General features: G+C 43.8%; 23 protein-coding genes. 11 read left to right on the top strand and 12 right to left on the bottom strand.

Features of this window, described 5'->3' with window-relative positions; all coding sequences use genetic code 11:
* Positions 1-58: 58 nt before the first annotated feature.
* From DSM107010_RS02155 to DSM107010_RS02145, 3 genes are all read right to left on the bottom strand, one after another.
* A complete protein-coding gene (locus tag DSM107010_RS02155) occupies positions 59-334 on the bottom strand; it encodes a hypothetical protein (RefSeq protein ID WP_127022221.1) in 276 nt (91 codons plus the stop codon).
* Positions 313-2,316 (bottom strand): amylo-alpha-1,6-glucosidase, encoded by a 2,004-nt coding sequence (locus tag DSM107010_RS02150; protein ID WP_106167750.1) that lies wholly within the window; start codon positions 2,314-2,316, stop codon positions 313-315. Before DSM107010_RS02150 ends, DSM107010_RS02155 begins: the two co-directional genes overlap by 22 nt.
* 239 nt (positions 2,317-2,555) lie before the next feature.
* Positions 2,556-3,509 (bottom strand): stage II sporulation protein M, encoded by a 954-nt coding sequence (locus DSM107010_RS02145; RefSeq protein WP_015157169.1) that lies wholly within the window; start codon positions 3,507-3,509, stop codon positions 2,556-2,558.
* A 331-nt stretch (positions 3,510-3,840) separates the two neighbouring features.
* Here DSM107010_RS02145 and DSM107010_RS02140 point away from each other — a divergent pair, with 331 nt between their 5' ends.
* On the top strand, positions 3,841-4,683 hold the full coding sequence (locus tag DSM107010_RS02140; protein ID WP_106167748.1) for a hypothetical protein: 843 nt from the start codon (positions 3,841-3,843) through the stop codon (positions 4,681-4,683).
* A 46-nt stretch (positions 4,684-4,729) separates the two neighbouring features.
* Entirely contained in the window at positions 4,730-5,515 is a 786-nt protein-coding gene (locus DSM107010_RS02135) for an RDD family protein (protein WP_106167747.1), read from the top strand.
* A gap of 44 nt (positions 5,516-5,559) precedes the next feature.
* Here the strand turns inward: DSM107010_RS02135 and DSM107010_RS02130 are convergent, their stop codons facing one another.
* The 5 genes from DSM107010_RS02130 to speB all read right to left on the bottom strand — a co-directional run bounded on the left by DSM107010_RS02130 (position 5,560) and on the right by speB (position 9,915).
* Complete coding sequence (locus tag DSM107010_RS02130; protein ID WP_015157165.1) at positions 5,560-6,693, bottom strand: geranylgeranyl reductase family protein; 1,134 nt, start codon at positions 6,691-6,693, stop codon at positions 5,560-5,562.
* 153 nt (positions 6,694-6,846) lie between these two features.
* Entirely contained in the window at positions 6,847-7,395 is a 549-nt protein-coding gene (gene frr / locus DSM107010_RS02125; RefSeq protein WP_015157164.1) for a ribosome recycling factor, read from the bottom strand.
* A complete protein-coding gene (pyrH, locus tag DSM107010_RS02120) occupies positions 7,382-8,110 on the bottom strand; it encodes a UMP kinase (RefSeq protein ID WP_041463533.1) in 729 nt (242 codons plus the stop codon). The genes frr and pyrH overlap by 14 nt, the downstream gene beginning before the upstream one ends.
* Before the next feature lie 63 nt (positions 8,111-8,173).
* Positions 8,174-8,719 (bottom strand): thioredoxin family protein, encoded by a 546-nt coding sequence (locus DSM107010_RS02115; protein ID WP_015157162.1) that lies wholly within the window; start codon positions 8,717-8,719, stop codon positions 8,174-8,176.
* Between the two features lie 263 nt (positions 8,720-8,982).
* Positions 8,983-9,915, bottom strand: a complete 933-nt coding sequence (gene speB, locus DSM107010_RS02110; RefSeq protein ID WP_106167751.1) for an agmatinase — start codon at positions 9,913-9,915, stop codon at positions 8,983-8,985.
* 211 nt (positions 9,916-10,126) lie between these two features.
* On the opposite strand from speB, the gene DSM107010_RS02105 reads away from it, so the two are divergent.
* Positions 10,127-10,672, top strand: a complete 546-nt coding sequence (locus DSM107010_RS02105; RefSeq protein WP_199755356.1) for a DUF4385 domain-containing protein — start codon at positions 10,127-10,129, stop codon at positions 10,670-10,672.
* Between the two features lie 39 nt (positions 10,673-10,711).
* Here the strand turns inward: DSM107010_RS02105 and chlG are convergent, their stop codons facing one another.
* The 4 genes from chlG to DSM107010_RS41940 all read right to left on the bottom strand — a co-directional run bounded on the left by chlG (position 10,712) and on the right by DSM107010_RS41940 (position 13,538).
* The gene (gene chlG, locus DSM107010_RS02100; RefSeq protein WP_041462639.1) at positions 10,712-11,764 is read right to left on the bottom strand and encodes a chlorophyll synthase ChlG; all 1,053 of its coding nucleotides are present in this window, start codon (positions 11,762-11,764) and stop codon (positions 10,712-10,714) included.
* A 64-nt stretch (positions 11,765-11,828) separates the two neighbouring features.
* Complete coding sequence (locus DSM107010_RS02095) at positions 11,829-12,923, bottom strand: Get3/ArsA fold putative tail anchor-mediating ATPase NosAFP (RefSeq protein ID WP_015157158.1); 1,095 nt, start codon at positions 12,921-12,923, stop codon at positions 11,829-11,831.
* A gap of 80 nt (positions 12,924-13,003) precedes the next feature.
* Complete coding sequence (gene petP, locus DSM107010_RS02090) at positions 13,004-13,195, bottom strand: cytochrome b6f subunit PetP (protein WP_015157157.1); 192 nt, start codon at positions 13,193-13,195, stop codon at positions 13,004-13,006.
* A gap of 214 nt (positions 13,196-13,409) precedes the next feature.
* Positions 13,410-13,538, bottom strand: coding sequence for a hypothetical protein (locus DSM107010_RS41940; RefSeq protein WP_277871301.1), 129 nt, complete (start codon positions 13,536-13,538; stop codon positions 13,410-13,412).
* A gap of 509 nt (positions 13,539-14,047) precedes the next feature.
* Here DSM107010_RS41940 and DSM107010_RS02080 point away from each other — a divergent pair.
* From DSM107010_RS02080 to DSM107010_RS02050, 8 genes are all read left to right on the top strand, one after another.
* Positions 14,048-14,836 (top strand): ABC transporter permease, encoded by a 789-nt coding sequence (locus DSM107010_RS02080; RefSeq protein ID WP_371934093.1) that lies wholly within the window; start codon positions 14,048-14,050, stop codon positions 14,834-14,836.
* 19 nt (positions 14,837-14,855) lie between these two features.
* Entirely contained in the window at positions 14,856-16,235 is a 1,380-nt protein-coding gene (locus tag DSM107010_RS02075; protein WP_015157155.1) for an ABC transporter ATP-binding protein, read from the top strand.
* A 47-nt stretch (positions 16,236-16,282) separates the two neighbouring features.
* Complete coding sequence (locus DSM107010_RS02070) at positions 16,283-16,828, top strand: acyltransferase (RefSeq protein ID WP_199755355.1); 546 nt, start codon at positions 16,283-16,285, stop codon at positions 16,826-16,828.
* Between the two features lie 32 nt (positions 16,829-16,860).
* On the top strand, positions 16,861-18,402 hold the full coding sequence (locus DSM107010_RS02065) for a class I SAM-dependent methyltransferase (RefSeq protein ID WP_106168303.1): 1,542 nt from the start codon (positions 16,861-16,863) through the stop codon (positions 18,400-18,402).
* Complete coding sequence (locus DSM107010_RS02060) at positions 18,399-20,051, top strand: glycosyltransferase family 4 protein (protein WP_199755354.1); 1,653 nt, start codon at positions 18,399-18,401, stop codon at positions 20,049-20,051. The genes DSM107010_RS02065 and DSM107010_RS02060 overlap by 4 nt, the downstream gene beginning before the upstream one ends.
* Positions 20,008-20,769 (top strand): glycosyltransferase, encoded by a 762-nt coding sequence (locus DSM107010_RS39295; RefSeq protein WP_199755353.1) that lies wholly within the window; start codon positions 20,008-20,010, stop codon positions 20,767-20,769. The genes DSM107010_RS02060 and DSM107010_RS39295 overlap by 44 nt, the downstream gene beginning before the upstream one ends.
* Complete coding sequence (locus DSM107010_RS02055) at positions 20,726-21,883, top strand: methyltransferase domain-containing protein (RefSeq protein WP_106168305.1); 1,158 nt, start codon at positions 20,726-20,728, stop codon at positions 21,881-21,883. The genes DSM107010_RS39295 and DSM107010_RS02055 overlap by 44 nt, the downstream gene beginning before the upstream one ends.
* 142 nt (positions 21,884-22,025) lie before the next feature.
* Complete coding sequence (locus tag DSM107010_RS02050) at positions 22,026-23,060, top strand: methyltransferase domain-containing protein (protein WP_146138703.1); 1,035 nt, start codon at positions 22,026-22,028, stop codon at positions 23,058-23,060.
* The last annotated feature ends 138 nt before the right edge of the window (positions 23,061-23,198 follow it).

Genomic DNA, 23,198 nt, shown 5'->3' with positions numbered 1-23,198 from the left:
TCGGTGAATATTGCTGCTATTGTTTCAATATCTTTACTTTAACATCACGCAGCGATCGCTAAGCTACACGTTTACTAGTACTGTTGTTGGTAATTGGTAATTGGTAATTGGTAGTTGGTAAGAAAGTGGTGCGTGGTGCGTGGTGCGTGATGCGTAGTGTTTTTTCCCCCTCAGTTCCCGAGAGCCTCCTCAACTCCCTCAGCTCTCTTCTCTCCCTTCGCCCCCTAATCCCCACTCCCTTCGGTCGTGGGGTCCCCGAGTTCCCCCTTGTCTCCCTTGTCTCCCTTGTCCTTCCCCCCGACTCCCGACTCCCTATTCCTCCGTAGCAAACCAAGCCCGCAAAACTTCTGCAACAGTCCAAGCTTGGGCAATGCAACCGCGTGGAGTCATGGGCGCATCGCCGTCAAAAATTTCGCTTAAACTACCAATACCGCGATCGCAAAGGTGATTTGCCATCGGTTCGAGAAATTGACGCGCCTGCACGGGATTTTTATAAACGCGCAAATGCGCACAGACAAATGCACCAATTAACCATCCCCAGGTTGTCCCCTGATGATACGCGCTATCTCGTTGCAGCGGATCGCCACCATACCGTCCTCGATATTGCGGATGTTCGGGGGAAAGCGATCGCAAGCCGAAAGAAGTCAATAATGTCTGTCCGCAAGCATCGACAACACCTTTTTGCTGCATTGGGTTGAGTAGAGGTGCAATGCCTTGCGCCCCCACCAAGGGTAAGGAGACGGCAAAAATTTGGTTAGGACGTAGGGATAGATCGTCTCCATCAGGACCATCTAGTACGTCGTAGCAGTAGCCTAAATCTTGATTCCAGAAACGAGAAAACCTCGCTAGCGTGCGGTTGGCGATCGCCTCGTACTCTTGATGGGGCTTACCTAGCCGCCGGGCAAAATTTGCCATACTCCGCACAGCATTGTACCAAAGTGCGTTGATCTCAATCGGTTTACCAATTCGAGGTGTGACGACCCAATCGCCAACTTTGGCATCCATCCAGGTTAACTGCCATCCCTCTTCCCCAGCATAAAGCAGTCCGTCAGCGGCATCGAGATGGATGTTGTAGCGCGTACCGCGACAGTGCCAATCGATAATATCTGCTAGGACTGGAAATAGTTCTTGGATGAGGGCATCATCTTCTGTAGCACTGTGGTAGGCACGAATTGCTTCAAAGTACCACAAAGTCGCATCAACAGTATTGTAATCCGGTGCTTCCCCCACATCTGGAAAACGGTTGGGAATCGTGCCGCGATCGACATATTTAGCAAAGGTACGGAGAATATAACGGGCAATTTCCGATCGCCCCGTGCAAAGAGTCAAACCTGGTAAGGCGATCGCCGTGTCGCGTCCCCAGTCGCTAAACCAAGGATAACCAGCAATAATCGTTTTGCCCTGCGGTTCGTCGGCAAGGGGGCGATCGACGATAAACTGGTCGGCAGCTAGAACTAGTTGATGTATCCATTGCGGCGGTTCTTTCGCTTTAATCGAACGACTGGCTTTCCACTGTCCGAGTAGCTTTTGTTCTTGGGTGTGACGCAGTTTCAAGGCTGCTGCGCCATCTAAATTTGGATGGCTTTCCGTACTCGCCACAAAAGTAAAGGATTCCCCAGGGTTGAGCGTCACTTGAAAAGTTGCTGCGTGCAAGTGGTCTTCGCGATCGCTCAGTCCTCGGTAGCGTTCTACTGCTAAGTCAAAGCCATAGTACCAGTTGTGAACGATTGTTGCTGTTGCACCATCACCTAGCAAGTAAAGGGGTGTAGCACCAGGGTAGGGAGTAACGCAAATTCCCAGATCGACTGGATCTAATACCATCTGCCAGCTGTTACCTTGAGTAATGCCGTGATAGTCGCGATAATTAACCATCGCTTTCAGTCCCAACTGTAGCGGTGCAGTGGCGCGAACTGAGGCATACTGAATGTAAGTCGTATTGGCTCCCTGCTGCATCCATACCCGCTTTTCCAACAGGGCATCAGCATAGGCAAATCGCCAAACGGGGACTGTCCCTTCTAGAGAAAATTGCTCGACACACAAATAACCTTCAGGGCTGACAATTCCATCCCCCCAGCGATTCGTGTTTAAAGGATAGAAGCGATCGCCATATAAAATCGTTTCATCCAACTTTGCTAACATTAACGTGCGACCCAAAGGCGGTTTGAGGGCTGCGACTAATAACCCGTGGTAGCGTCGAGTCAGCAATCCCGCTACCGTACCAGAGGCATAACCGCCAATCCCGTTTGTCACCAGCCACTCTCGCGTTTCCGCGATATCGAGGTTGCCGCAGATTTCCCGCCCAAATTGAATCCCCATATCAACCTACTGCTTGCTACTGAAGCGCGATCGCTACTATGTTTGAGTATGCACCGCAACCATAATATATCGTCGATGGGGATTAGAAGTTAGGGGTGAAGGGTGATAAATTGTTGAGAAATTGCTGAGGCAAGAACACAGGAGTGTTAGAGAGCAGACGTTGTAGGGGCGGGTTCACCAACTAACTTTGACTCAAACAGAATTTTCCCGTAAACCCGCCCTGCCCCCTACAAATATCATCATGTTTTTTTCCGCTGACAATACATCACCAACAACGCAAACAAACCAATTCCAGCCAGATATTTCAAAGGTGAGGGAACAATTGGACTGGGAGAGAAAAACCCTTCAATGATTCCGGCAATGACTAACATCGGGACGATTCCCAGTACTAACTGGGCGGCTTGAGTGCCATAAAATTTTATGGCATCTCCCCGTTTGTATTTACCAGGAAATACAATTGCTCTAGCAATTAAAAACCCTGCCCCACCAGCAAAAAAGATTGCAGGTAACTCTAAAGCGCCGTGGGGAAATACAAATGCCCAAAAGGGATAAGCTAAATTATTTTGTCCGACTAAAGTTGCAACTGCTCCTATACTTAGACCGTTATAAACTAGTAGAAATGTTGTATATAATCCTGCGGTAATTCCCCCAGAGACAGCAGCGAAAGAAACAGATATATTATTCGTCATAATGTTTGTAGATGCTAGTGGCTCGACACCAACAATCGAACCCATCCACAATTGACGATCTTCTTGTACTTTTTTAATTAAATAATCGGGTACAACTAATGATAGAAATGTCGGGTCTTGCCACGCATACCACCACGCTACAATTCCACCAAATAAAAAGAGTACTGTAGCTAAGGCAATACAACCAAAATTCCGCTGAATTGCGGTAGGAAAACCCCAGCGATAAAAGTCTAGTACTGCTTGCCATTCTTGTCGCCGCGAACCTTGATAGATTTGGTTATAGCTACGAGTTGTTAAAGATTGTAAATTTTGAATAATCATATGACTAGCTTGTTGAGTCCGGGCGCGGGCTAAATCTGCGGCTACGGAACGATACAAACTGGCTAATTCTTTAATTTCACCAGAGCGAAGTGCCTTTATCCCCTTTTTTTCAACCTGTCTTAATAAATCGTCTAAACGCTTCCAGTTTGGTTCTCGGCGAGCAATCCATCGTTGAACATTCATAAATTTTAAACTAGGTCGATCTTGGCTACTTTAAGATAACTGCAATAATTTGGGCAGACTATAGATAGTAATTCTGTTTGAGTCATGAAATACTCGTGAAAATTGTCATTTGTCATTGGTCATTTGTCATTGGGATGTAGATGCGATCGATGGATATTGGTAAATGATAACCAACTAGAAAAAATTCATGACAGCACAAATTGCTACATATAGCAATCCTATTTGATTCATGAACGTGGATCGGGCTTCTATCCTGCCGCAGGCTAGAAGCCTACTTTACAAATCATTTAGAACTGCTATATCTCACCTTTAAATCGGGGAAAATGCCATCATGTCTCAATTTAGTTCTTCTAGTTCGATGCAACCGTTGAATGTCGGCAATGTTGTGACTGCGGGAGTACGGCTGTATAGATCTCATTTTAAAAGATATCTCAGGTTAGCTTTACAAGCTTATTTATGGGTTTTAGTTCCAATCTATGGCTGGGCAAAATTTGCCGCGATCGCTGGACTGATTTCGCGTTTGGCTTTTGGCGAACTCGTCAACCAACCTGAAAGTATTAGCACTGCCCGTAACTATATTAAGTCACGTACTTGGTCATTCTTTTTCGTTGGTCTCCGAGTTGGTATTTTCGTGTTCTTAGCTTATATAGGATTTGCTATTGCAGGCACAATTATCGGTACTATAGCTGTTTTATTTTTAGGCTTTTTGTTACGTTTAATTCTTGGCGAACTAGGTAGTACAATTGCTGTTGGTTTAGTGGTAGTTGCTCTTCTTGGCAGTTTATTATTTGGACTAATATGGTTATACTCTCGTTGGTTTATCTCTGAAGTACCGCTAGCAGTTGAAGAAAGTATTAATGGCGCACAGAGTATTAGCAGAAGTTGGAATTTAACTCAAACATTTATATGGCGCATTCAAGGAATTGTTTTAATAACTTTTATTGTTACATTTCCAATTTTAGCTGTGTCTAGCTACATTCCTCAAATATTTTTGTTACGTCTCGAACAAGGCTCCACTGCCTACACAATTGTGTATCTAATTTCTTGGGTTCTAAGCTTTGCCGGAGGAATTTTAATTATGCCATTTTGGCAAGTTATTAAAGCTGTTGTGTACTATGACTTACGGACACGACGAGAAGGACTAGGATTGAAATTACGCGATCGCGATGTCTAAATTTCAGTGATGGGTAATAGCAACCACCAACTACCAACTACCAAATATGCATTTTTTCAACCGCATTACCCACCAAACCCCCGAAAGTGTCGAACTAGAATTCACGTTAGCAGGAATTGGTAGCCGTGCCTGGGCATTGCTGATCGACTACCATATTCTCACCTTTCTCATAGTTGGATTCTTATTTATTTGGAGCTTTATTGCTTATCAAGTCGTAGAATTTTGGCAGCGAATATTTCGGAATACAGATGTTGGCTTATGGATGCTAGCGATCGCTTTTTTAGTAACATTCTTTTTATATACGGGTTACTTTGTCCTATTTGAAACTCTATGGCAAGGACAAACGCCAGGCAAACGCTTTGCTAAAATTCGCGTCGTCAGAGATGATGGTAGACTTGTCAGCATTCAACAAGCAATATTGCGATCGCTCCTGCGACCTTTTGACGATATCTTATTTCTCGGTGCATTTTTAATTATGTTTGGTCAGCGCGAGAAACGCTTAGGCGATTTAGTTGCAGGTACAATTGTAATTCAAACTGAAACTTCCCATACATCTGCAAGCTTTCCCATTTCAGATGCAGCCCACGATCTGATGTCGCAATTATTGCAATCTGAAGCCGATTTTTCGCAACTTTTACCCGATGATTTTGCGGTGATTCGCGAATATTTGCAAAGACGAAAGGTAATGTCCAAACAGGCTCAAGAGCAACTGAGTTTAGAACTTGCTAAACAAACGAAAAAAATTATCGCCCTGGAAAAATTACCTCAAGCCGTCAAGCCTGATACATTTTTAGAAGCAGTGTATCTAGCATACCAGCAGGATCGTCAATAGGGGCGCACAGCTGTGCGCCCCTACTCGTAAATCACATCAAAATATTAACCACCCATACCAGGGATCAGACTACCACTGAGACGCTTTAAGGCACGATTTGCTACATCGCCATAACTTAACTCGCCACACAAAATTTGTCCCATGCGCTGAGTCGCAGAGGGGCGCTTGACACCAACTTTATAGCCAATACCAGGAATGCGGTAGAATACACCTGCTAGTTTTTGCGCCCAAGCCATATCGCTACCCCATTCTTCGTTGATGGTGTCGGTATATTGTTCTAAGGCGTTGATATCGCCTGCAAGCGCGCGATCGATCGCAGCTGCGGCTTTGACTCCAGTAAAGATTGAGGGACGAATACCCTCAGCAGTGAATGGATCGACGACACAAGCCGCTTCCCCAGCGAGAATGGCATTTTGAGTATGTAGCTTTTGCGTTCCATCCCACAAACAGAGAGGATGACCGTATTGTCTGCAAGTCTTGACATCAATGCCAAATAGAGTGGCATATTCGCTCAAAATTTGTTTAAAGTCCTGTCCTTCTCCGCCTCGAAACGTGCCGATACCAATAGAATAGCCGTCAGCTTTGGGGAAATTCCAGATATAGCCGTTTTTCACCATCCCAAATTCAAAATGGGCAATGTTACTATCATCCACCTTGGCGGGGGCTTCTGCTTCTAAAGCACCACCCAAGCGGCGCTTGCGTTCTTTGAAGCCCAACCACTTCGCCATTGGTCCTTTTGCGCCGTCAGCTGCAATCAGATAACGTCCTTCAAACACTTGGTTTGCAGTTTTGACGTACCAGCGATCGCCTTTAAATTCGATCCCGTTCACTTCCGTACTATCCCGCAGTTCTGCCCCTTGTTTTTGTGCCTGCTGAATCAAGAAGTGGTCGAATACGTCCCGTCGCACCATCCACATCGGTTCTGGCGTGCGTAACTCAGCCTGTACGGGGTCGTCCATTTTCCAGGTGTAGCGAATGGTATTAACTTTTACCGAAATCGCTGGAGAAAAATCAAAATCAAACCATTTGGCAACTTCAGGCGATACGCCTCCCCCACAAGGTTTATAGCGTGGGAGCGATTCCTTTTCTACAACTAAGACCGAACGCCCCTGTTTCGCTAGATGATAGGCTGCCGATCCTCCACCCGGACCAGCACCAACGATGATGCAATCATACATAAGACTACAATTTAACTCCTATGGGTTTTCTCTACATCAAGGCGGATAGCCTTACAAAACTTTACCTAATTTTGCCCGCTTCCCATACAAAAACTCACATAAAAATCAAAATAAGCAGCCAGACCAGGCTGTACCTGGTCTGTTCGAGGGAGGCTATACGGTCGAAATCTCTTTGTCCTTCTCTGCTAGCAATTCATCAATGCGCTCGATATACTTATTGGTCAACTTTTGCAATCGATCTTGTAGATCTCGCGCTTCGTCCTCAGTCACTTCGCTACTTTTCTCTTGCTTGCGAATCGTCTCCAGCGCATCGCGGCGAATATTACGAATGGCAACCTTACCCTCTTCAGCGTACTTTGCCGCTAGTTTGATAAATTCTTTGCGGCGTTCGCTAGTCAACGGAGGAATATTTAATCGAATTGTAGAACCGTCATTATTAGGAGTTAACCCCACATCTGACATGGAAATAGCTTTTTCAATCGAATTAAGGGTACTGCGATCGAAAGGTTGAATTGTAATCGTAGTTGCATCAGGGGTACTGATGCTAGCTAGCGATTTTAAAGATGTCGGGGAACCATAGTATTCCACCATCACGCGGTCGAGCAGGCTGGCATTAGCACGACCAGTACGAATAGTATTAAAAGAGCGTTGAGTTGCCTCAACAGTTTTTTGCATTGTACTTTCAGCTTCAGCTAACTTCACAAAAACCTCCCACAAGCGTCCCTATAGATTCTCCTATCACAGCGCGGCGAATATTACCTCTCACCGTGAGGTCAAATACCAGAATAGGGATGTTGTTCTCCTTGCACAAGGCGATCGCGGTACTATCCATTACCCGTAAGTCTTGAGCCAAGACATGACCGTATGTCAAGCTTTGATAGCGTTTGGCGTTTGGATTGAGCTGCGGATCGGCATCGTAAACCCCGTCTACCTTCGTTGCTTTAAAAATTACCTCAGCATCTATCTCTGCTGCTCTCAAAGCAGCAGTCGTATCGGTAGTAAAGAAAGGATTACCCGAACCCGCACCAAAAATCACCACCCTGCCTTTTTCTAAATGGCGGATGGCGCGACGGCGAATATATGGTTCTGCAACTTCTTGCATGGCGATCGCAGTTTGTACCCGCGTCTGTACCCCGTTACGTTCTAACGAATCTTGCAACGTGAGGGAATTCATCACGGTAGCAATCATCCCGATATAGTCAGCGGTAGCTCGATCCATACCAGATGCCGATGCTTTGACACCGCGAAAAATGTTGCCACCACCTACGACAACAGCGACTTGCACGCCAAGGGCAACAACTTCTGCGATTTCACCTGCGATTCCTTCGACTACACCTGGGTCAATCCCATAACCCAAGTTACCCATCAGAGCTTCGCCACTGAGCTTGAGCAAAACTCGTTTGTAAGGTTTCAACATACAACTGAAATTTAATTCATATTCGCCTCCCATTAAAGATAGCAGTAGAGGGCAACTCTGTCTCTAGTTTCCCCATTGCAGAGTACAGCCAATGGTTTCTGTAGTAGCAATTGAAATGGGTTGTCCTTGTAGCAATTCCAAAATAGCTTTGCGTAAATAAGGCTGTTTTACTGCTGCTGGTTCTGCGGGGCGATCGTCGATCGCTCCTTGGTAGCGAATGCAGCCTTCGGTATCGATCAAAAAAGACATTGGTGTAGTTTTTGCCCCGAAACTTTCCGTTACGTCTCTGGTAGAGTCCCAGAGATAGGGAAAATTCAGTTGATAGTAGTTGGCAAAGTTTTTCATCTGCTCGAAACGATCTTCGAGATTCTGATTGGCATTAATCCCAATTAAAGTAAAACCTTGATCTTGCAATTCTATTTGGATTATTTTTAATCTTTCAATATATGACTGCACGTAATCACAACTATGACTCATAAATACAACACCCACAGCTTGAAATTTCTCTAAATAGCGAGCTAGGTGGTGGACTTGAGTATCTATACCACGTAATTCAAAATCGGGTGCATATCGCACTTTAGGAGGTTGAATGTTAGTTTGAATAGTCATTGTTTTTGAAATAAAAATATTTCTATAACCGATTTGGATGTTCATTAATAGTTAATGGTTAATAAATCTAGCAATCCTATTTGATTCATGAACGGCTTCTAGCCTGCCGCAGGCTAGAAGCCTGCTTTACAGATCGTTTAGAACTGCTATAGAAATCATTAACTATTAAACATATAAACATAGCGATCCAAATTGATTTGTAAACCTTTCCCGGATAGAGACGTTACATGTAACGTCTCTACACCGACAATCGATTTCACGATTCATCTAGAATTGCTGTAGTTACTTTTCCAGTCCTGAACTAATGCTTGATAACCGATTAGTTTATACGCTAATTTCGCTGCCGTGAACTGTGAAACTACTGAATCGGCAACTGGTGCTAATTCCATAATATCCAAGCCAAGGACTTGATGTTTTTCAATGACTTTTCTCAAGAAGGAAAGCAGAGCATACCAGTTCAATCCGCCTGGTTCGGGAGTCCCAACCCCTGGAATCAAAGTTGGATCGATACCGTCTAGATCGATGGTAAGAAAGACTTTTTGAGTTGGAATAGCGGCGATCGCTTTTTCAATCCAATCGGGTTGATTAGCAATTTCTCTGGCGCGAAATACAGTCAGATTTTTCGCTTTAATCAGTTCGGCTTCTTCTTTGCAAATTGCTCGAATCCCAATTTGGACGGTTGGTAAACCCATATCAACCACTCGCCGCATAATACAAGCATGATTGTGGATCGAGCCTTCATATTCATGGCGCAGATCGCCGTGAGCGTCAATTTGCACTACGGTGAAAGGTTCGTCTGGATACGCTTGGCGATATGCCTCGACAACACCTGTTGTAATGCTATGTTCGCCACCTAAAGCAATGACAAATTTTTTGTCTTGAATTAGCTGGTAAACTGTTTCTTGAGTGGCTTTCAGCATCTCTTCTGCTGAAACTTGGCGATCGCGAGTATCGGCAATTGAAGGGTACGTATAAATACCGACATCGCAGCCGATCTCCCAGTCAAGTTCTTCATCATAGTATTCCACTTGCTGTGAAGCTTCTAGAATTGCATCGGGACCATTTTCGCAACCACGGCGATAGGTTGTTGTTGCTTCGTAGGGAATCGGTAGGATAACGACTTTAGCAGCATCATAACTTGCTGCAACATCAGCACCGAGAAAGGGAATGACAGAAGTATCTGTTTGAGTTAGCATAAACGGCGATCGAGGAATTGCAACATCACGATCCTGACACACTCCCGCTAAAAGTAGCGATCTGATAGCGGTTTTCGATTGGGTAAACACACGATCTGTAGGGGCGCTTTCTCCGTGCGCCCCTACAAATGTCACGCACGCAATCGAGGTGTTAAGCTATGCCCATCTTTAGCTAAAAGCAACGCCATGCCTTACTAATGACTCATGACAAATGACACATGGCAGCTATAACTTACATGAAGTCATTTATAAAAATCGAAATATGACTGCTTTCGATTATTCTCTTGATTTTAAAACCATTGATTTTCGCCAGCACCCAGAGTTATATCGAGTGGGTAAAGGCGAACAAGGAGTTCTTTTAGTTGAACCATATAAATCAGAAATCTTACCGTACTGGCGATTTAAGACTCCCGATATTGCTAAAGAATCCAGCCAAAAAATATATGAATTATTTCTAAATTATTTAGCAGCAGGTGATTTTGTTGGTGCGGATATGGCGCGAAAGTTTTTACAGATGGGCTACACGCGATCGCGTCGTTATGCAAATCATAAAAGTGGGAGAAAATATAAAAGCAATCCTCAAAAAGTTACTTCTCCAGATGCACAGCTTCAGGCAAGAAAAGAGATTTTGCCTTATGAAGTCGATCCGATTAAAGCTGAGTCTGCGGCAATTTTTAAGGAAAAATGGGTGCAAGCTAAGACAGATGAGAAGTATTTGCAGCTAATGGCAAAGCACAAACAGATGTATGAAGGTTAGGTGATTTTTGTAAGGTGGGCATTGCCCACCCTACCTAGCTTAAATACCAGCATGACCCAATGCTAAGCCAGTCAAGAGCATTCCTAATACCAAAAATGGTTGAGCGCTTGCCTGATATTTGACATCATTTTTCAGCGGATCTCGCAAGAAATACATGTCCTGAAATACGATCTGCGGAATGACTAAAAAGATGAGAATGGTCGCATACAAGTTTTCACCAATACTGACTAAGTATGCGGCAATTCCCATCTGAAAAATGTCGATCGCCAAGACGCAAATCCAAGCCGCTGTAGAAATACCAAACATCACTGGTAGAGACTTTAACCCTAATTGGCGATCGCCTTCTACACTCTTAAAATCATTTACCACAGCAATTCCCAAGCCTGCCATGCTGTAGATCAGCGTCAAAATTGCGATCGTCCAGTTGAGATCGCCAAATAAAGCATGACCAGTCCACCAAGGTAAGGCAATATAGCTAGCTCCCAAAGCATAATTACCTAACCAACCATTCTGCTTCAGTTTTAGCGGTGGAGCTGAATAGATATACGCTAGGAAAGAACCACCGATTGCCAGGGTTGTAATTGTGAGAAACTGATGTCCTGCCCATAGATCTAAAGCAAAAGCAACTCCCAAACCAGCCACCAGCAGCACGAGAATTTGGGTTACGACTTGGGGAACGGAAATTGCCCCAGAGGGAATCGGACGATAGGGTTCGTTGATTGCGTCGATTTCGCGATCGTAGAAATCATTTAGGGTTTGGGTATAACCCGTCAACAGCGGTCCCGCCAGCAACATAGCAGCAGCGGCAATTAAGACATGTTCCAACGTCCAAGTATACTGTCCCGAAGAAGCCGCCCCACAAATGACGCCCCACATCAAGGGAATCCAGGTAATCGGCTTCATCAATTGCAGGCGAATTTTCCAAATTGAACTTTCGCCAGGACTTGCACCTTTCATGCCTAGTAGCTGCCTAGTTCTACCGCTGCGATCGCTTTGTAAACTAGCAACAGGATTGGTAGCAGACCCAATTTGCTCAGCAGCCTGCTCTGAATTACTATTTGGAAACGCAGAAGAGGGAGTTGGATCTGACATAAAAATAGGGAGTAGGGAGTCGTGGTAATAAGGGCGCACGGCTGTGCGTCCTTATTACTCATAATTACAAAGATACGATCAAATAGCCCTGCTGGAATTTTGCACCAGTTACAGTTTTGCCGCTCAAACCTGGGGGAAGGATAATATTGCGACGATGATCGCCTGCTTCTATAGTAATTTCACCGCCCGATTGAGTCAGCTTGACTTGCTTCTTATCAAATCCTGGTAAAAAGACGCGAACTTGACGTGCTGCTACGTCAATTTCTAGGGGTTTGGGAGCTAGTGCAGGTTGGGTAAAATCTGGTAGAGCATCCATGAGGGATTGCCAGTCGCCAGGAGTCGCAGTCGGAACGCTACTGACTGGCAAAGGCGAAAACTCAGATTTGAGGGCTTCTGTCGCAGTTGTTTGATTGGCGATCGCACCTGCTATGGTTAAGCCGATTAGCTGAGAACTCCCCCACAAATAACGTGCTGTTGCCATACTTGCCGGATTGTCATTCACGACTAAATAAGCTGCAAGGCGTTTGGGGTCGGCAAGGGCAGCTTTTCCCTGCTCTAGGATGTTCGTAACTTTACTCGTCGGTTGGGAAAAGGTGTCACCAGTCCAACTGACATTAAAGATACTGGCTAGGAGGGGCTGGAGAAACGGCGATACCGTTCTCCCCAAGTCGGAATCTGTTATCAACTTACCAAAGCGACGGGCATACCAGCTGAGACTTTCTGGCATTCCCAACACCCGCAGCATCGACGAGTCACCGCTACCGTCAAACACGATCGCGTCATACTTGCCGCTAGCATCATACTCTCGCAGAGCGTTGAGTACCAATGCTTTATCCATTCCTGGCAACACGACCAATTCTTGTCCGTAGACATCCTTAATTATGGGCGTGCGGAGATACTGCGCCTCTAGTTTTTTCACCTCATCCCAGTTGCGTTCCAACAAAGTCGAAGTTTTTAACTGGACGACTTGCAGGTTTGTTGCTACTTCTTGGGGTTCAGCTGCTAGGGATGTATCTAATAACAACCCTAATCCTGGTTGATTGTCATCCGTTGCCAATAAAACGCGCTGTCCTTGACTTGCTAGACGCTTGGCAGCTGCGATCGCGATTGTCGTGCGTCCAGTCCCACCCTTGCCCAAAAATGTCAAAATGAGGGGCATTGTTTGCTTTCCTGATGAGTGCAAATAAGTTATGTCTGGTCAAGTTTCCCTCACGAAAACCCTTCCAGACATCTTCCCAGTCACGTAGGTTTAATTTCGTCTTCAAAAAACCAGGTGCTATAGTTGTCATCAAACTGCACTACAACACCAACGCCGCTACCGTCAGTCATTCTAAAACCCTTGACAGTACCGACTTGTCCGAGTCGCTTGACAACGGGGGGAGATACTCTATCTCTCAGGCGATATACTTTAACTTTCTGTCCGATTTCCATTCCAGTACTGCAATTCGTCACGAACCATGAATCAGTGTAGCTGAATTGGGCGCTTTCTGGGACATGGGGGAGCAGGGAGTAGGGGGTAGGGAGTAGGGAGGGACAAGGGAGACAAGGGAGACAAGGGGGACAAGGGGGACAAGGGAGAGGGGGGAGACAAGGGAGAGGGGGGAGACAAGGGAGCAACTACCAATTACCCATTACCAACTACCAACTACCAATTTCCCACACCCCACACCCTTTCTTCACTGCTCGTGCGCTCCCTGACAACTGACTTGACTTTGAAACGACGGTGTGAAAGAGTATCTTGTAACTTTTTGTGGGAAACTAATTCATGCTTCATTTGGTCTTATTCGTTAGTCATCAAAACGATCTCGGCGAAGGCAACTTTTGCTTTGAGCGTAGCTAACGCAATTTAAAGGCTGATGTTGCTGTCAAGCAAATTTTTTATTCTAGTGTTGTCAAAACTCCTATAGCTTGGGCTTAATGCTAACTCCACTGCTCGGTTTGATTCTAGGAATAGCTATCTTACTAGAGGCGACTTTAGCCTACAGAGGAGGTTATTTGCTCCTGCTCCCGCCAATTGCTAGCAGGAAAAAAAGCCATGTTTTGCTGGCAAGCGGCAAAGTTGCGATCGCAATCGCTCTCGCGATCGGCATGTTAGGTTACTTTAACCTAATTAATGCTCCTCTATTACGCCAGATTAGGATTGCGCTCATCGTTATGGGACTCCTACCAATTGCTACAGGCTTGCTGCAAGGGAACATCCATCGGCGTTCGGTAAAAGAAGTTATTTATCTAGTTCAAAATTTAGTTAAAGATCTGAAGCGATCGCTGCTAGTTAAGCCTCAAATATGGACAAAATTCTATCTACTTAGGACTCTAGTACAGCGTGACTTAGATGCGCGGTATAAAGGATCGATTCTAGGGAATATCTGGCCCTTGTTAAACCAACTTTCACAATTACTAATTTACACTTATGTATTTTCAATTGTGATGAAGGTCAGGCTTAACTTAAAAGGGCTACCAGAAAATAATAGTTTGACATTTGGTTTGTGGTTGTTTGCTGGATTGTTGCCTTGGATAGCTTTTACCAACGGACTGTTACAATCTTCAAACTCAGTTGTCAACAATACTAACCTAGTTAAGAAAGTTGTTTTTCCTTTGTCTCTCCTGCCTTTAGTACCAGTGCTATCTGCATTTGTAGAAAGTACGTTTGGTTTAATGGCATTGATTTTTTTAGTAGCAGTCACCACAAAAACGATCCACATCACGCTATTGCTGCTACCTCTGCTTTGGCTGACTCAAATACTATTTACATCAGGACTAGCGTATATTGCCGCAGGACTCACAGTATTTTTGCGAGATATTCCTCAAACTCTAGCAGTTATTCTAAATATCTGGTTATATTTAGCGCCAATTGTTTATCCCGAATCTCTCATTCCACCTCAAATTAGAGACTGGGTATTCTGGTTAAATCCAATGGCAACGATCGCGGAAACTTATCGAGGCTTGGTGTTAGTGGGAGAAGTGAAGCATTGGGGAGAGTGGGCAATTGCTGGCATAGTTTCTATAGTTGTGTTCGCAGGTGGCTTTTGGGTATACAAGAAGTTACGTCCAGCTTTTGCCGATGTCCTCTAGTTTTGCCTAGCAGCGTGTGATGAGTGAGATTGCAATTTCCGTAAAACAGGTCTCGAAGTGCTACAGGTGTTACAACCGCCCGATAGATCGACTCAAAGAGATTTTATTACCTGGCAAGAGCCGCGCCCAAGAATTCTGGGCGTTAAAAGATATCAGCCTAGAGGTAACAAAAGGAGAAACTGTAGGAATTATCGGTCAAAATGGCTCTGGTAAAAGTACGTTATTGCAAGTTATTGCTGGAACGCTAACACCTACAACAGGTGAAGTTTATGTTAGCGGTCGAGTTTCAGCTTTACTTGAGTTAGGGAGTGGGTTTAATCCAGAGTTTACCGGACGGCAAAATGTCTTTTTCAACGGACAGATTCTAGGTTTAAGTAGAACAGAAATAGAAGCTAAGTTTGATGAGATTGTCTCTTTTGCAGAGATTGGCGAGTTTATGGAACAACCCGTCAAAACCTATTCTAGTGGTATGTTTGTCCGCTTAGCTTTTGCTGTCGCGATTAATGTCAATCCCGAAATTTTAATTGTGGATGAAGCACTAGCTGTAGGAGATGGCGTGTTCGTACATCGGTGTATGGCAAAAATTCGGGAATTTCAAGATAATGGTGGGACAATTTTATATGTATCTCACGATGTGGGGGCAGTCTCGCGCCTTTGCTCAAAAGCACTTTGGATGAATCAAGGAATCGTTGTCGATAGTGGCAAGCCAGCGGAAGTTTGCAAGCATTATCAAGCTTGGGTACACGAAGAAGTGAACAAGCGGACTGCTTCACACCTCCACGATCGCCCAGATGTTCCCCATAGTATAGCTATTAACAATCAGAATGATGAAAATATCGACATCAAGAAAATAACAATTAAAGAAATTAATCCTTTTACTAATAAAAAGTTTTTATCGTTTGCTAATTATGAAAGATTTGGTACGGGACGAGCAGAAATAGAAGATGTTTGTTTGTTAGGAGCAAACGATCGCCCGATTCAATTAGTTTATCCCGGCGACATTGTTAAAGTCAGAATTACCACATTTAGACACGATATCGTCAGAAAACCTAACGTTGGTATTGCTTTATTAGATCGATTGCGAACCGTACTTTCAGGTTGGAGTACCGAACTTTTAGATAAAGAATTTGCCGATTACTGGTTATCAAAATCGGAAATTGGTAGAGCTACAGTCGAATTCGAGTTTATTTGGCCCCACCTCGCCGGAGGTAGCTATGCCTTTGATATTGCCTTTGGCGATGGTCCTCACGAAAATTTAGAGATGCTCGATTGGATTCAAAATGCAACTACTATCCAAGCAGCAGTCAATGATTTCGTCGATGGTGTATTCCAAGTCGCAGGTAGGCAGATCAGACTATGTGAGGAACTCGCATGTACGGGACAATCGATAAATTTTTAAATTATTTTTTAAATCGTAAATTTTTAAAATCCAGATTAGAAAATTGGATGAAAGCGTGGATAGATAATTATTTAAGTCAAAAGCTAGCTCAAGGCGATTGGCAAGAACAAATTGATAGTTATTTAAATCAAAAACTAGCTCAAGCCGATTTAGAGAAATGCATCGAGCAAGTGCAATTGAATCATTATTTAGTTTATGGCGATCCCCAAAGACTTAAACTATCGGCATCGTGTGTGGTCAATAATGCTCTATTTAACTTATCTTCTGGCACTATATGCATAGGAGAAGATGTTTTTTTCGGTCATAACGTGAGCTTGATTACTGGAACCCACGATTACAACAAGTTTGGTAAAGCCAGAATGTATGATTTTCCGATTGAAGGAAATGATATTGCGATTGAGGAGGGAGTGTGGATAGCTAGCAACGTTACAGTCATTGGTCCTTGCAAGATTGGCAAGCATTCTGTAGTTGCAGCAGGTGCAGTTGTCAAAGGCGATGTTCCCAGCTATCAAATTGTGGCGGGAGTTCCGGCAAAAATAGTTAAAACAATCGCACCTACGGATGAGTTGTTAGATCCAAAAAAATTAAGCTAGAAATAGTAGGTTAATCTCAGAGTTAGTCCGCAATGATTGAAGCGAATAATCCAGAAATAAATATTGAGGAATTAAAACAAAAAATTACAGAGGAAGTTTCTCGACGACAGCCAGATTTGCTGACGGTATTACAGCACGATCGCCATGTCAACGGGGCGATCGCTAAAGAAGTTGTCAATATCAGCCACATAGAAGCATTAGCGAGTAATGCGGAATTCAAAGCTCAAGTCCGCACTCATTGGCCCAAAAAGTTCGATCGCTTTCCCTTTAATGTAGGTTGGTTAAAAAAGTACAGCCTCAAAATTTACAACTTTATTCAGAAAGAGCAGCGAGTCGTTAATTTTTCTCTCAGTCAAGGATTAAGAGAAGTCGCGGCAATCGAGCAACGGCTGAGCGAACAAGTAGCTGAGTTAAAAACCCAAATGAGCAGCATGAGCGATCGCCTCAGTTCTACAGAAGCACGGATAGCTCAATTAGGCGATCGCCTCGGTTCGAGTGAATCGCAGCTGGCTCGGATTAGAGAGCGGCTCAATAGCGTCACCCAAGAGCAAGTAACTCAGATTCATGCTACTCAAGAGCAAGTCAAGCAAAACCGAGAACGCTTAAACGCCAGCGAGGAGCGGGTCAGTCAAAATAGCGCTCGCATCCATGCGAGTGAATTCAACTTAGAGCAATTCAGCGATCGCCTCAAGTTGACTGAAGAAGGATTGAATGGTATTGGTATTCGTATTAGTAGCATGGACGCTCACTTGCTGGCGATCGAAGACCGTCACAACCGAAACGATAGCTATCTCAAAAATGATTTAGCACAGCAGAAGCGATTGATTACTCTGTTTCTCGAAGAAGCACGGCAACGCCTACCAGGAGCTTTTAGTCAAGAGCATTTAACCAACTTTTTCGATGAAAACCAGCACTCGTTAGATGCCTTTTATGCTGCTTTTGAAGAACAATTTCGCGGCTCGCGGGAAGACATTACGAATAAACTCAAAGTTTACTTGCCGAAGATTGCCGCAGCCAACGTAGGCACGCCAGACGCACCAATTCTAGATGTAGGCTGCGGACGGGGTGAATGGCTAGAACTGTTACGCGACAATGGATATACGGCAAAAGGACTCGATATTAACCGAGTCACGATCGAACAATGTCAGTCTAGGGGACTGGAGGCGATCGAGTCCGATGTCATTACTTACCTGCGATCGCTACCTGAAAATAGCTTGGGAGCCGTGACTGGTTTTCATATTATCGAACACTTGTCTTTTGCGCAGTTGCTCAATTTAATTACAGAAGTCTTGCGAGTTTTACAACCAAATGGAATCGCTATTTTTGAAACGCCAAATCCGCAAAATTTACTCGTAGGTGCTTGTGACTTTTATTCCGATCCGACTCACCAAAGACCCCTTTACCCAGAAAGTATGCAATTCTTGTTTACCTATCAAGGCTTGCATAACGTCCAACTCCTACACTTAAACCCAGTAGAATCTAGTCCTTTCGATCGCGAAGAGCCAGAAATGCGAATCCTGCATAACTGGTTTTTTGGTCCCCGTGATTATGCCCTTATTGGATATAAAGTATGAAGCCACTGGCGATTGTAATCCCTTGGTTTGGTAAAGCTTTAAAAGGCGGCGCAGAACAACAGGCTTGGCAGATCGCCTCTCGTTTAGTGCGACGAGGACACAAAGTTGAAATTATCACGACTTGCTGCCAAGCCTTCGATCGCAACTGGGCAGAGAATCATCATAAGCCTGGATTGAGTCAAGAAGATGGGATTGCAATTCGTCGGTTCAAGGTCGTCCGCACCGACCACGATGCTTTCAATCAAGTCAATCATCTCATGCTGAGAGTACCGCCTGCGCAGTTCAAGCCAGGAGTCAGTCCAGTCAGCTTAGATGATGCCACAATATTTTGCACGGAGAGTATCAGTTCTCCTCAACTACTACACTTTCTCAAAACTCATCACCATCACTATCAAGCATTTTTATTCATCCCCTATCTATACGGTCCAATTTTAAATGGACTGTCACTTGTTGCCGATCGCGCTTTTTTACAACCCTGTTTGCATGACGAAGCTTATGCTTATTTGCCGCAAGTCGAGCAGATGTTTCACCTAGCACGCGGGTTATTATTTAATAGCGAAGGTGAAGAGCAACTTGCTAAAAAGCTATACGGTGCTGGGATTATTCCTAAAAGTTATGTCGTTGGGGAGGGAATAGAAGTCGGACAGCATGACGATCCAACTCTAAGTCATATTGGCAATTTAGCACTCAAAAAAGATCGCTATATTCTCTATCTCGGTCGCCGAGATGCAACAAAAAATACAGATTTCTTAGTCAGAGCTTATGCTATTTTCAAGCAGAAGTATCCAGACTCTAGTTTGCAATTAATTTTAGCTGGTTCGGGAGAAACATCATTTCACGATGCTGCCCCAGGGTTGACTGACCTTAGTTTGGTGTCAGAAAGCGAGAAAGAAGCACTGCTGGCAAATTGCTTAGCTTTATTTCAACCCAGTCGGAATGAGAGTTACTCTCGCGTCATGATGGAAGCTTGGTTTTACGGACGACCCGTAGTCGTACATCAAGATTGCTTGGCAACTGCAAGTGCTGTCAAGAGTGCGCGGGGAGGTTGGCTAGCAGCAACAGAAATTGAATGGGCAGAGATGTTTGCCCAAATCGATCGCGCTGGAATGGAACAGCTAGCAGAATACGGTGCAAACGGTCAAGACTATGCTAAAAAAAATGCGAGTTGGGATGGAGTCATCGATCGCTACGAAACTATTTTAGGACTGACAGCTATTCCAGCCACTTCCCCACAACCGCAACAGAGACAACTAAAAGAAATTCATCAACTGATGGCTGGTTTTTCTTACGGAGATGCCATTTCTAACCATGCTAGGTGGATTAGAAACTATTTACAAGCCCTTGGTTACAAGTCGGAGATTTTTGCCGAACATCTAGACCCACGCGCCACCCATGAAGCCAAAAGACCCCATGCTAAAAGTATCGGTCAACAGGCTGGATTGATTTATCATCACTCGATTGGCTGCGAAGTCACAGAATATGCGATCGCTCATCCTAGTTCTAAGTGTCTGATTTACCACAACATCACGCCTGCTGAGTTTTTCCGGTCGTATCGCCCCGACGTTGCCCAACTGTTAGAACAAGGTCGGGCTGAATTAAACCAACTTGCCCAAACATTTTCCCCTCTCAGTTGGAGTTTCCACATATAACGCCTCTGAACTGGCGGAATCTGGATTTACCGCACCAGGTATACTTCCCATACCCGTAGACCCAAAAAAATGGGATATGGCAGCAGATCCACAGTTAATGCAACAGTTACAGGATGGGAAAACTAATCTTCTCTTTGTCGGGCGCGTCTCGCCTCACAAGCGCCAAGACCACCTTCTAGAGGCTTTTGCCCATTACTTGACAATGGATCGAGAGGCAAGATTGATTCTCATCGGTGGCGGTGACATTAACGATCCATACTATCACCACGTCACGAGCTTGATGCATCGGTTGCACGTCACGAATTACGTGATGATTCCAGGGCAAGTCAACGATGCCCAACTCTTAGCCTTTTATCGTACTGCTCACCTCTTTTGGTCGATGAGCGAACATGAAGGATTTTGCGTTCCTCTAGTTGAGGCGATGTGGTTTGACGTGCCGATTCTGGCGTATAAGAGTAGTGCTATTCCTGAGACATTAGGTAAAGCTGGGCTGATGTTTACCAATAAGGAAAACTTGATTGAAATTGCAGCACTGGCAAAGATTCTTGTTAAAGATAACCCGTTAAGAGAAAAGGTGATAACTGCTCAGCGCCAACAGCGAAACAAGTTTTCGCCTCCCGCAGTTATTGAGAAGTTAAATAAAATCGTCCTAATGATGGAGGAAAATTTTAGTCATGAGCTATCTGAGTCAACTCTTAAATCTCTCAAGCAAAGCTAGCAAAAAAATTGGGGAAATCTCTGATTCGCTTTCAAATAAACGCTCCACCTCAGAATCAGAAACATTATCAGACCGAGAATTTTTAGTAGATGCTTATCGCAAACTTTTAGGACGAGAGGCTGATGAAGATGGGTTAAAACATTACATTAAGCTTCTCCAAACTGGTTACAGCAGAACCGACGTACTCATGAGCTTAGTTCAGTCGGATGAGTTTATTAATAAAGTTTTAAAAGATAATATTAGGATTCAAAATTTACGAGAACTCAGACCAGAACGTTATTACGCAGTGGAAGATCTTTTACAGCCTAATAATGCTTTGGTCTTTTCTGTAGAAAACCTCAATGATTTTGATTGGCTAGAAAGCATGATTCTCAAACACGGTTATTATGAAAAACCGGGTGTATGGGGTTTTAGAATTGATAAAGATAAGAAAGTCATGGCTGAAATTATGTCAGCCTTCCAACCCAAAAGAGCTTTGGAAATAGGCTGTGCTAATGGAACTATTCTGCAATGTTTGCATGAGATGAACATCCATTGCGAAGGAATAGAAATTAGCTCGATGGCAATTGATAAAGCTTTTCCTGACATCAAAAATAATATCCATCATGGAGACTTGTTAGAACTAGAGCTTTCGGAAAAATACGATCTCATTTTTGGTTTGGATATATTTGAACACTTAAACCCCAACAAACTACACGACTATCTCGATCGCATAGATCGAATATTAGTTGATGGCGGTTACTTATTTGGCAATATTCCGGCATTTGGCGAAGATCCAATATTTGGGACGGTTTTTCCTGTTTATATCAAAGAGTGGGAACAAGATATTGCTGAAGAAAAGCCTTTTAACTTGCTTCACGTTGATAAAGACGGCTATCCGATTAACGGACATTTAATTTGGGCTGATTGGCACTGGTGGGTAAAACAATTTGAACAACATGGTTTTCAACGAGAAGTAGAAGTTGAAAAAGTTCTGCACAAAAAGTATGATGCTTACATGGAAAAAACATCGATCGCGAGAAAGTCATACTTTGTTTTTTCTAAACGTGGAGAGCAGCAAAAAACAGAAGCGATCGCCGATCGTATTAGCTCGCGATCGTCAAAAGTTTTATGATTTCAATCAGAAGCTCAGTCGGAATATGAGTAGCGTAACTGCTACTCTAATTAGAGTTTTTTTAGAGTTTTTTATTGTCAGCATTTCATAGTAAGAAATAGTATAATATCTGCCTTAAAGTAGATAAAAAAGGCGATACTTTTTGAAAAAATCATCTGAAATTTTAAAATTTAAAGCTAGCAAGATGAATGCCAAAAACATTTTTGCCAAAGTAGCTCCCAAGTCTGTAAAAACAATCGTTAAAAAGTTGGCTAAACCCGAATTAAACGCTCAAACTCGCTCTCATGAAAGCTTGCCTGAAATGGAGACGCTCTCTGACGAAAGCTATTTAAGAATGGCATATAAAGTCATATTTGAGCGCGAAATTGACTCGGAGGGGTTAGCAAACTGGTTGAACGCGCTTGATAAGGGCTTGAGTCGAACTGCTCTAGTGAGGATGTTAGTCGATTCTATTGAATTTCAACTACGTCCATTGAGTAAGAAAGACTATTGGCATCTGCTCAATGCCAAGCTTCATCACGCTAGATTTAAACTGATTAGAACGGTGCTTCCAGAAGCAAAAGTTATTCTAGACTTGGGAGGAGCTTCTACTGGTGACGCTAGAGGTGCTTTATTAAGCTTTGGCTATCCGTATTTACCGGAAAAAATATATATTGCCGACTTACCTCCCGATGAAAGGATGCTCAATGCTTCTGAGTTGACACAACATATTAAATACAAAAGTTGCGACATTAATTATGTCTATACAAGCATGAGCGACCTATCCTCATTTGAGGAAGGTTCTTTCGATCTAGTTTGGTCGGGACAATCGATAGAACACGTAACTCAAGAAGATGCTGAAAAAGTGTTTGCTCAAGCATACAAATTGTTGAAACCAGGGGGCAAGCTGGCACTGGATACTCCCAATCGTTCTGCAACTCAAATACAGTGTCCTAAAGGTTATATTCATCCAGAACATAAAATTGAATACTTTTACAGTGACTTGTGCCAAATTTTAGAGAGGCACAATTTTAAGATTGTTGAAACAAAAGGTCTGATCGATCTGTCTAAAACTATTGATAAGAACTTGGATATGAAACATTTTTGTGAGGAGGCTATTAGTGGTGAGGCTTTGAACGATCGACCAGAAAAGTCATATTGTTTTTATATGTGCTGTATGCGAAGTTGCGATATTTAAACAACCAAAGATGCGATCGCGAGATGCTTTATGGGTTCCATCTATAAAGACGGAAAGGCATACTTGATGCTAAACAATGGTGTAAGAGAGAGTTGGTGGATTTGCTAACGCTGGCGCTCAGCTACTCGACATATTTGT

The organism is Chroococcidiopsis cubana SAG 39.79, assembly GCF_003991895.1.
In the GTDB taxonomy this organism is placed as follows: Bacteria; Cyanobacteriota; Cyanobacteriia; order Cyanobacteriales; family Chroococcidiopsidaceae; genus Chroococcidiopsis; species Chroococcidiopsis thermalis.
The sequence above is the reverse complement of the archived record's forward strand: the minus strand, read 5'-3'. Positions and strand labels throughout refer to the sequence as shown.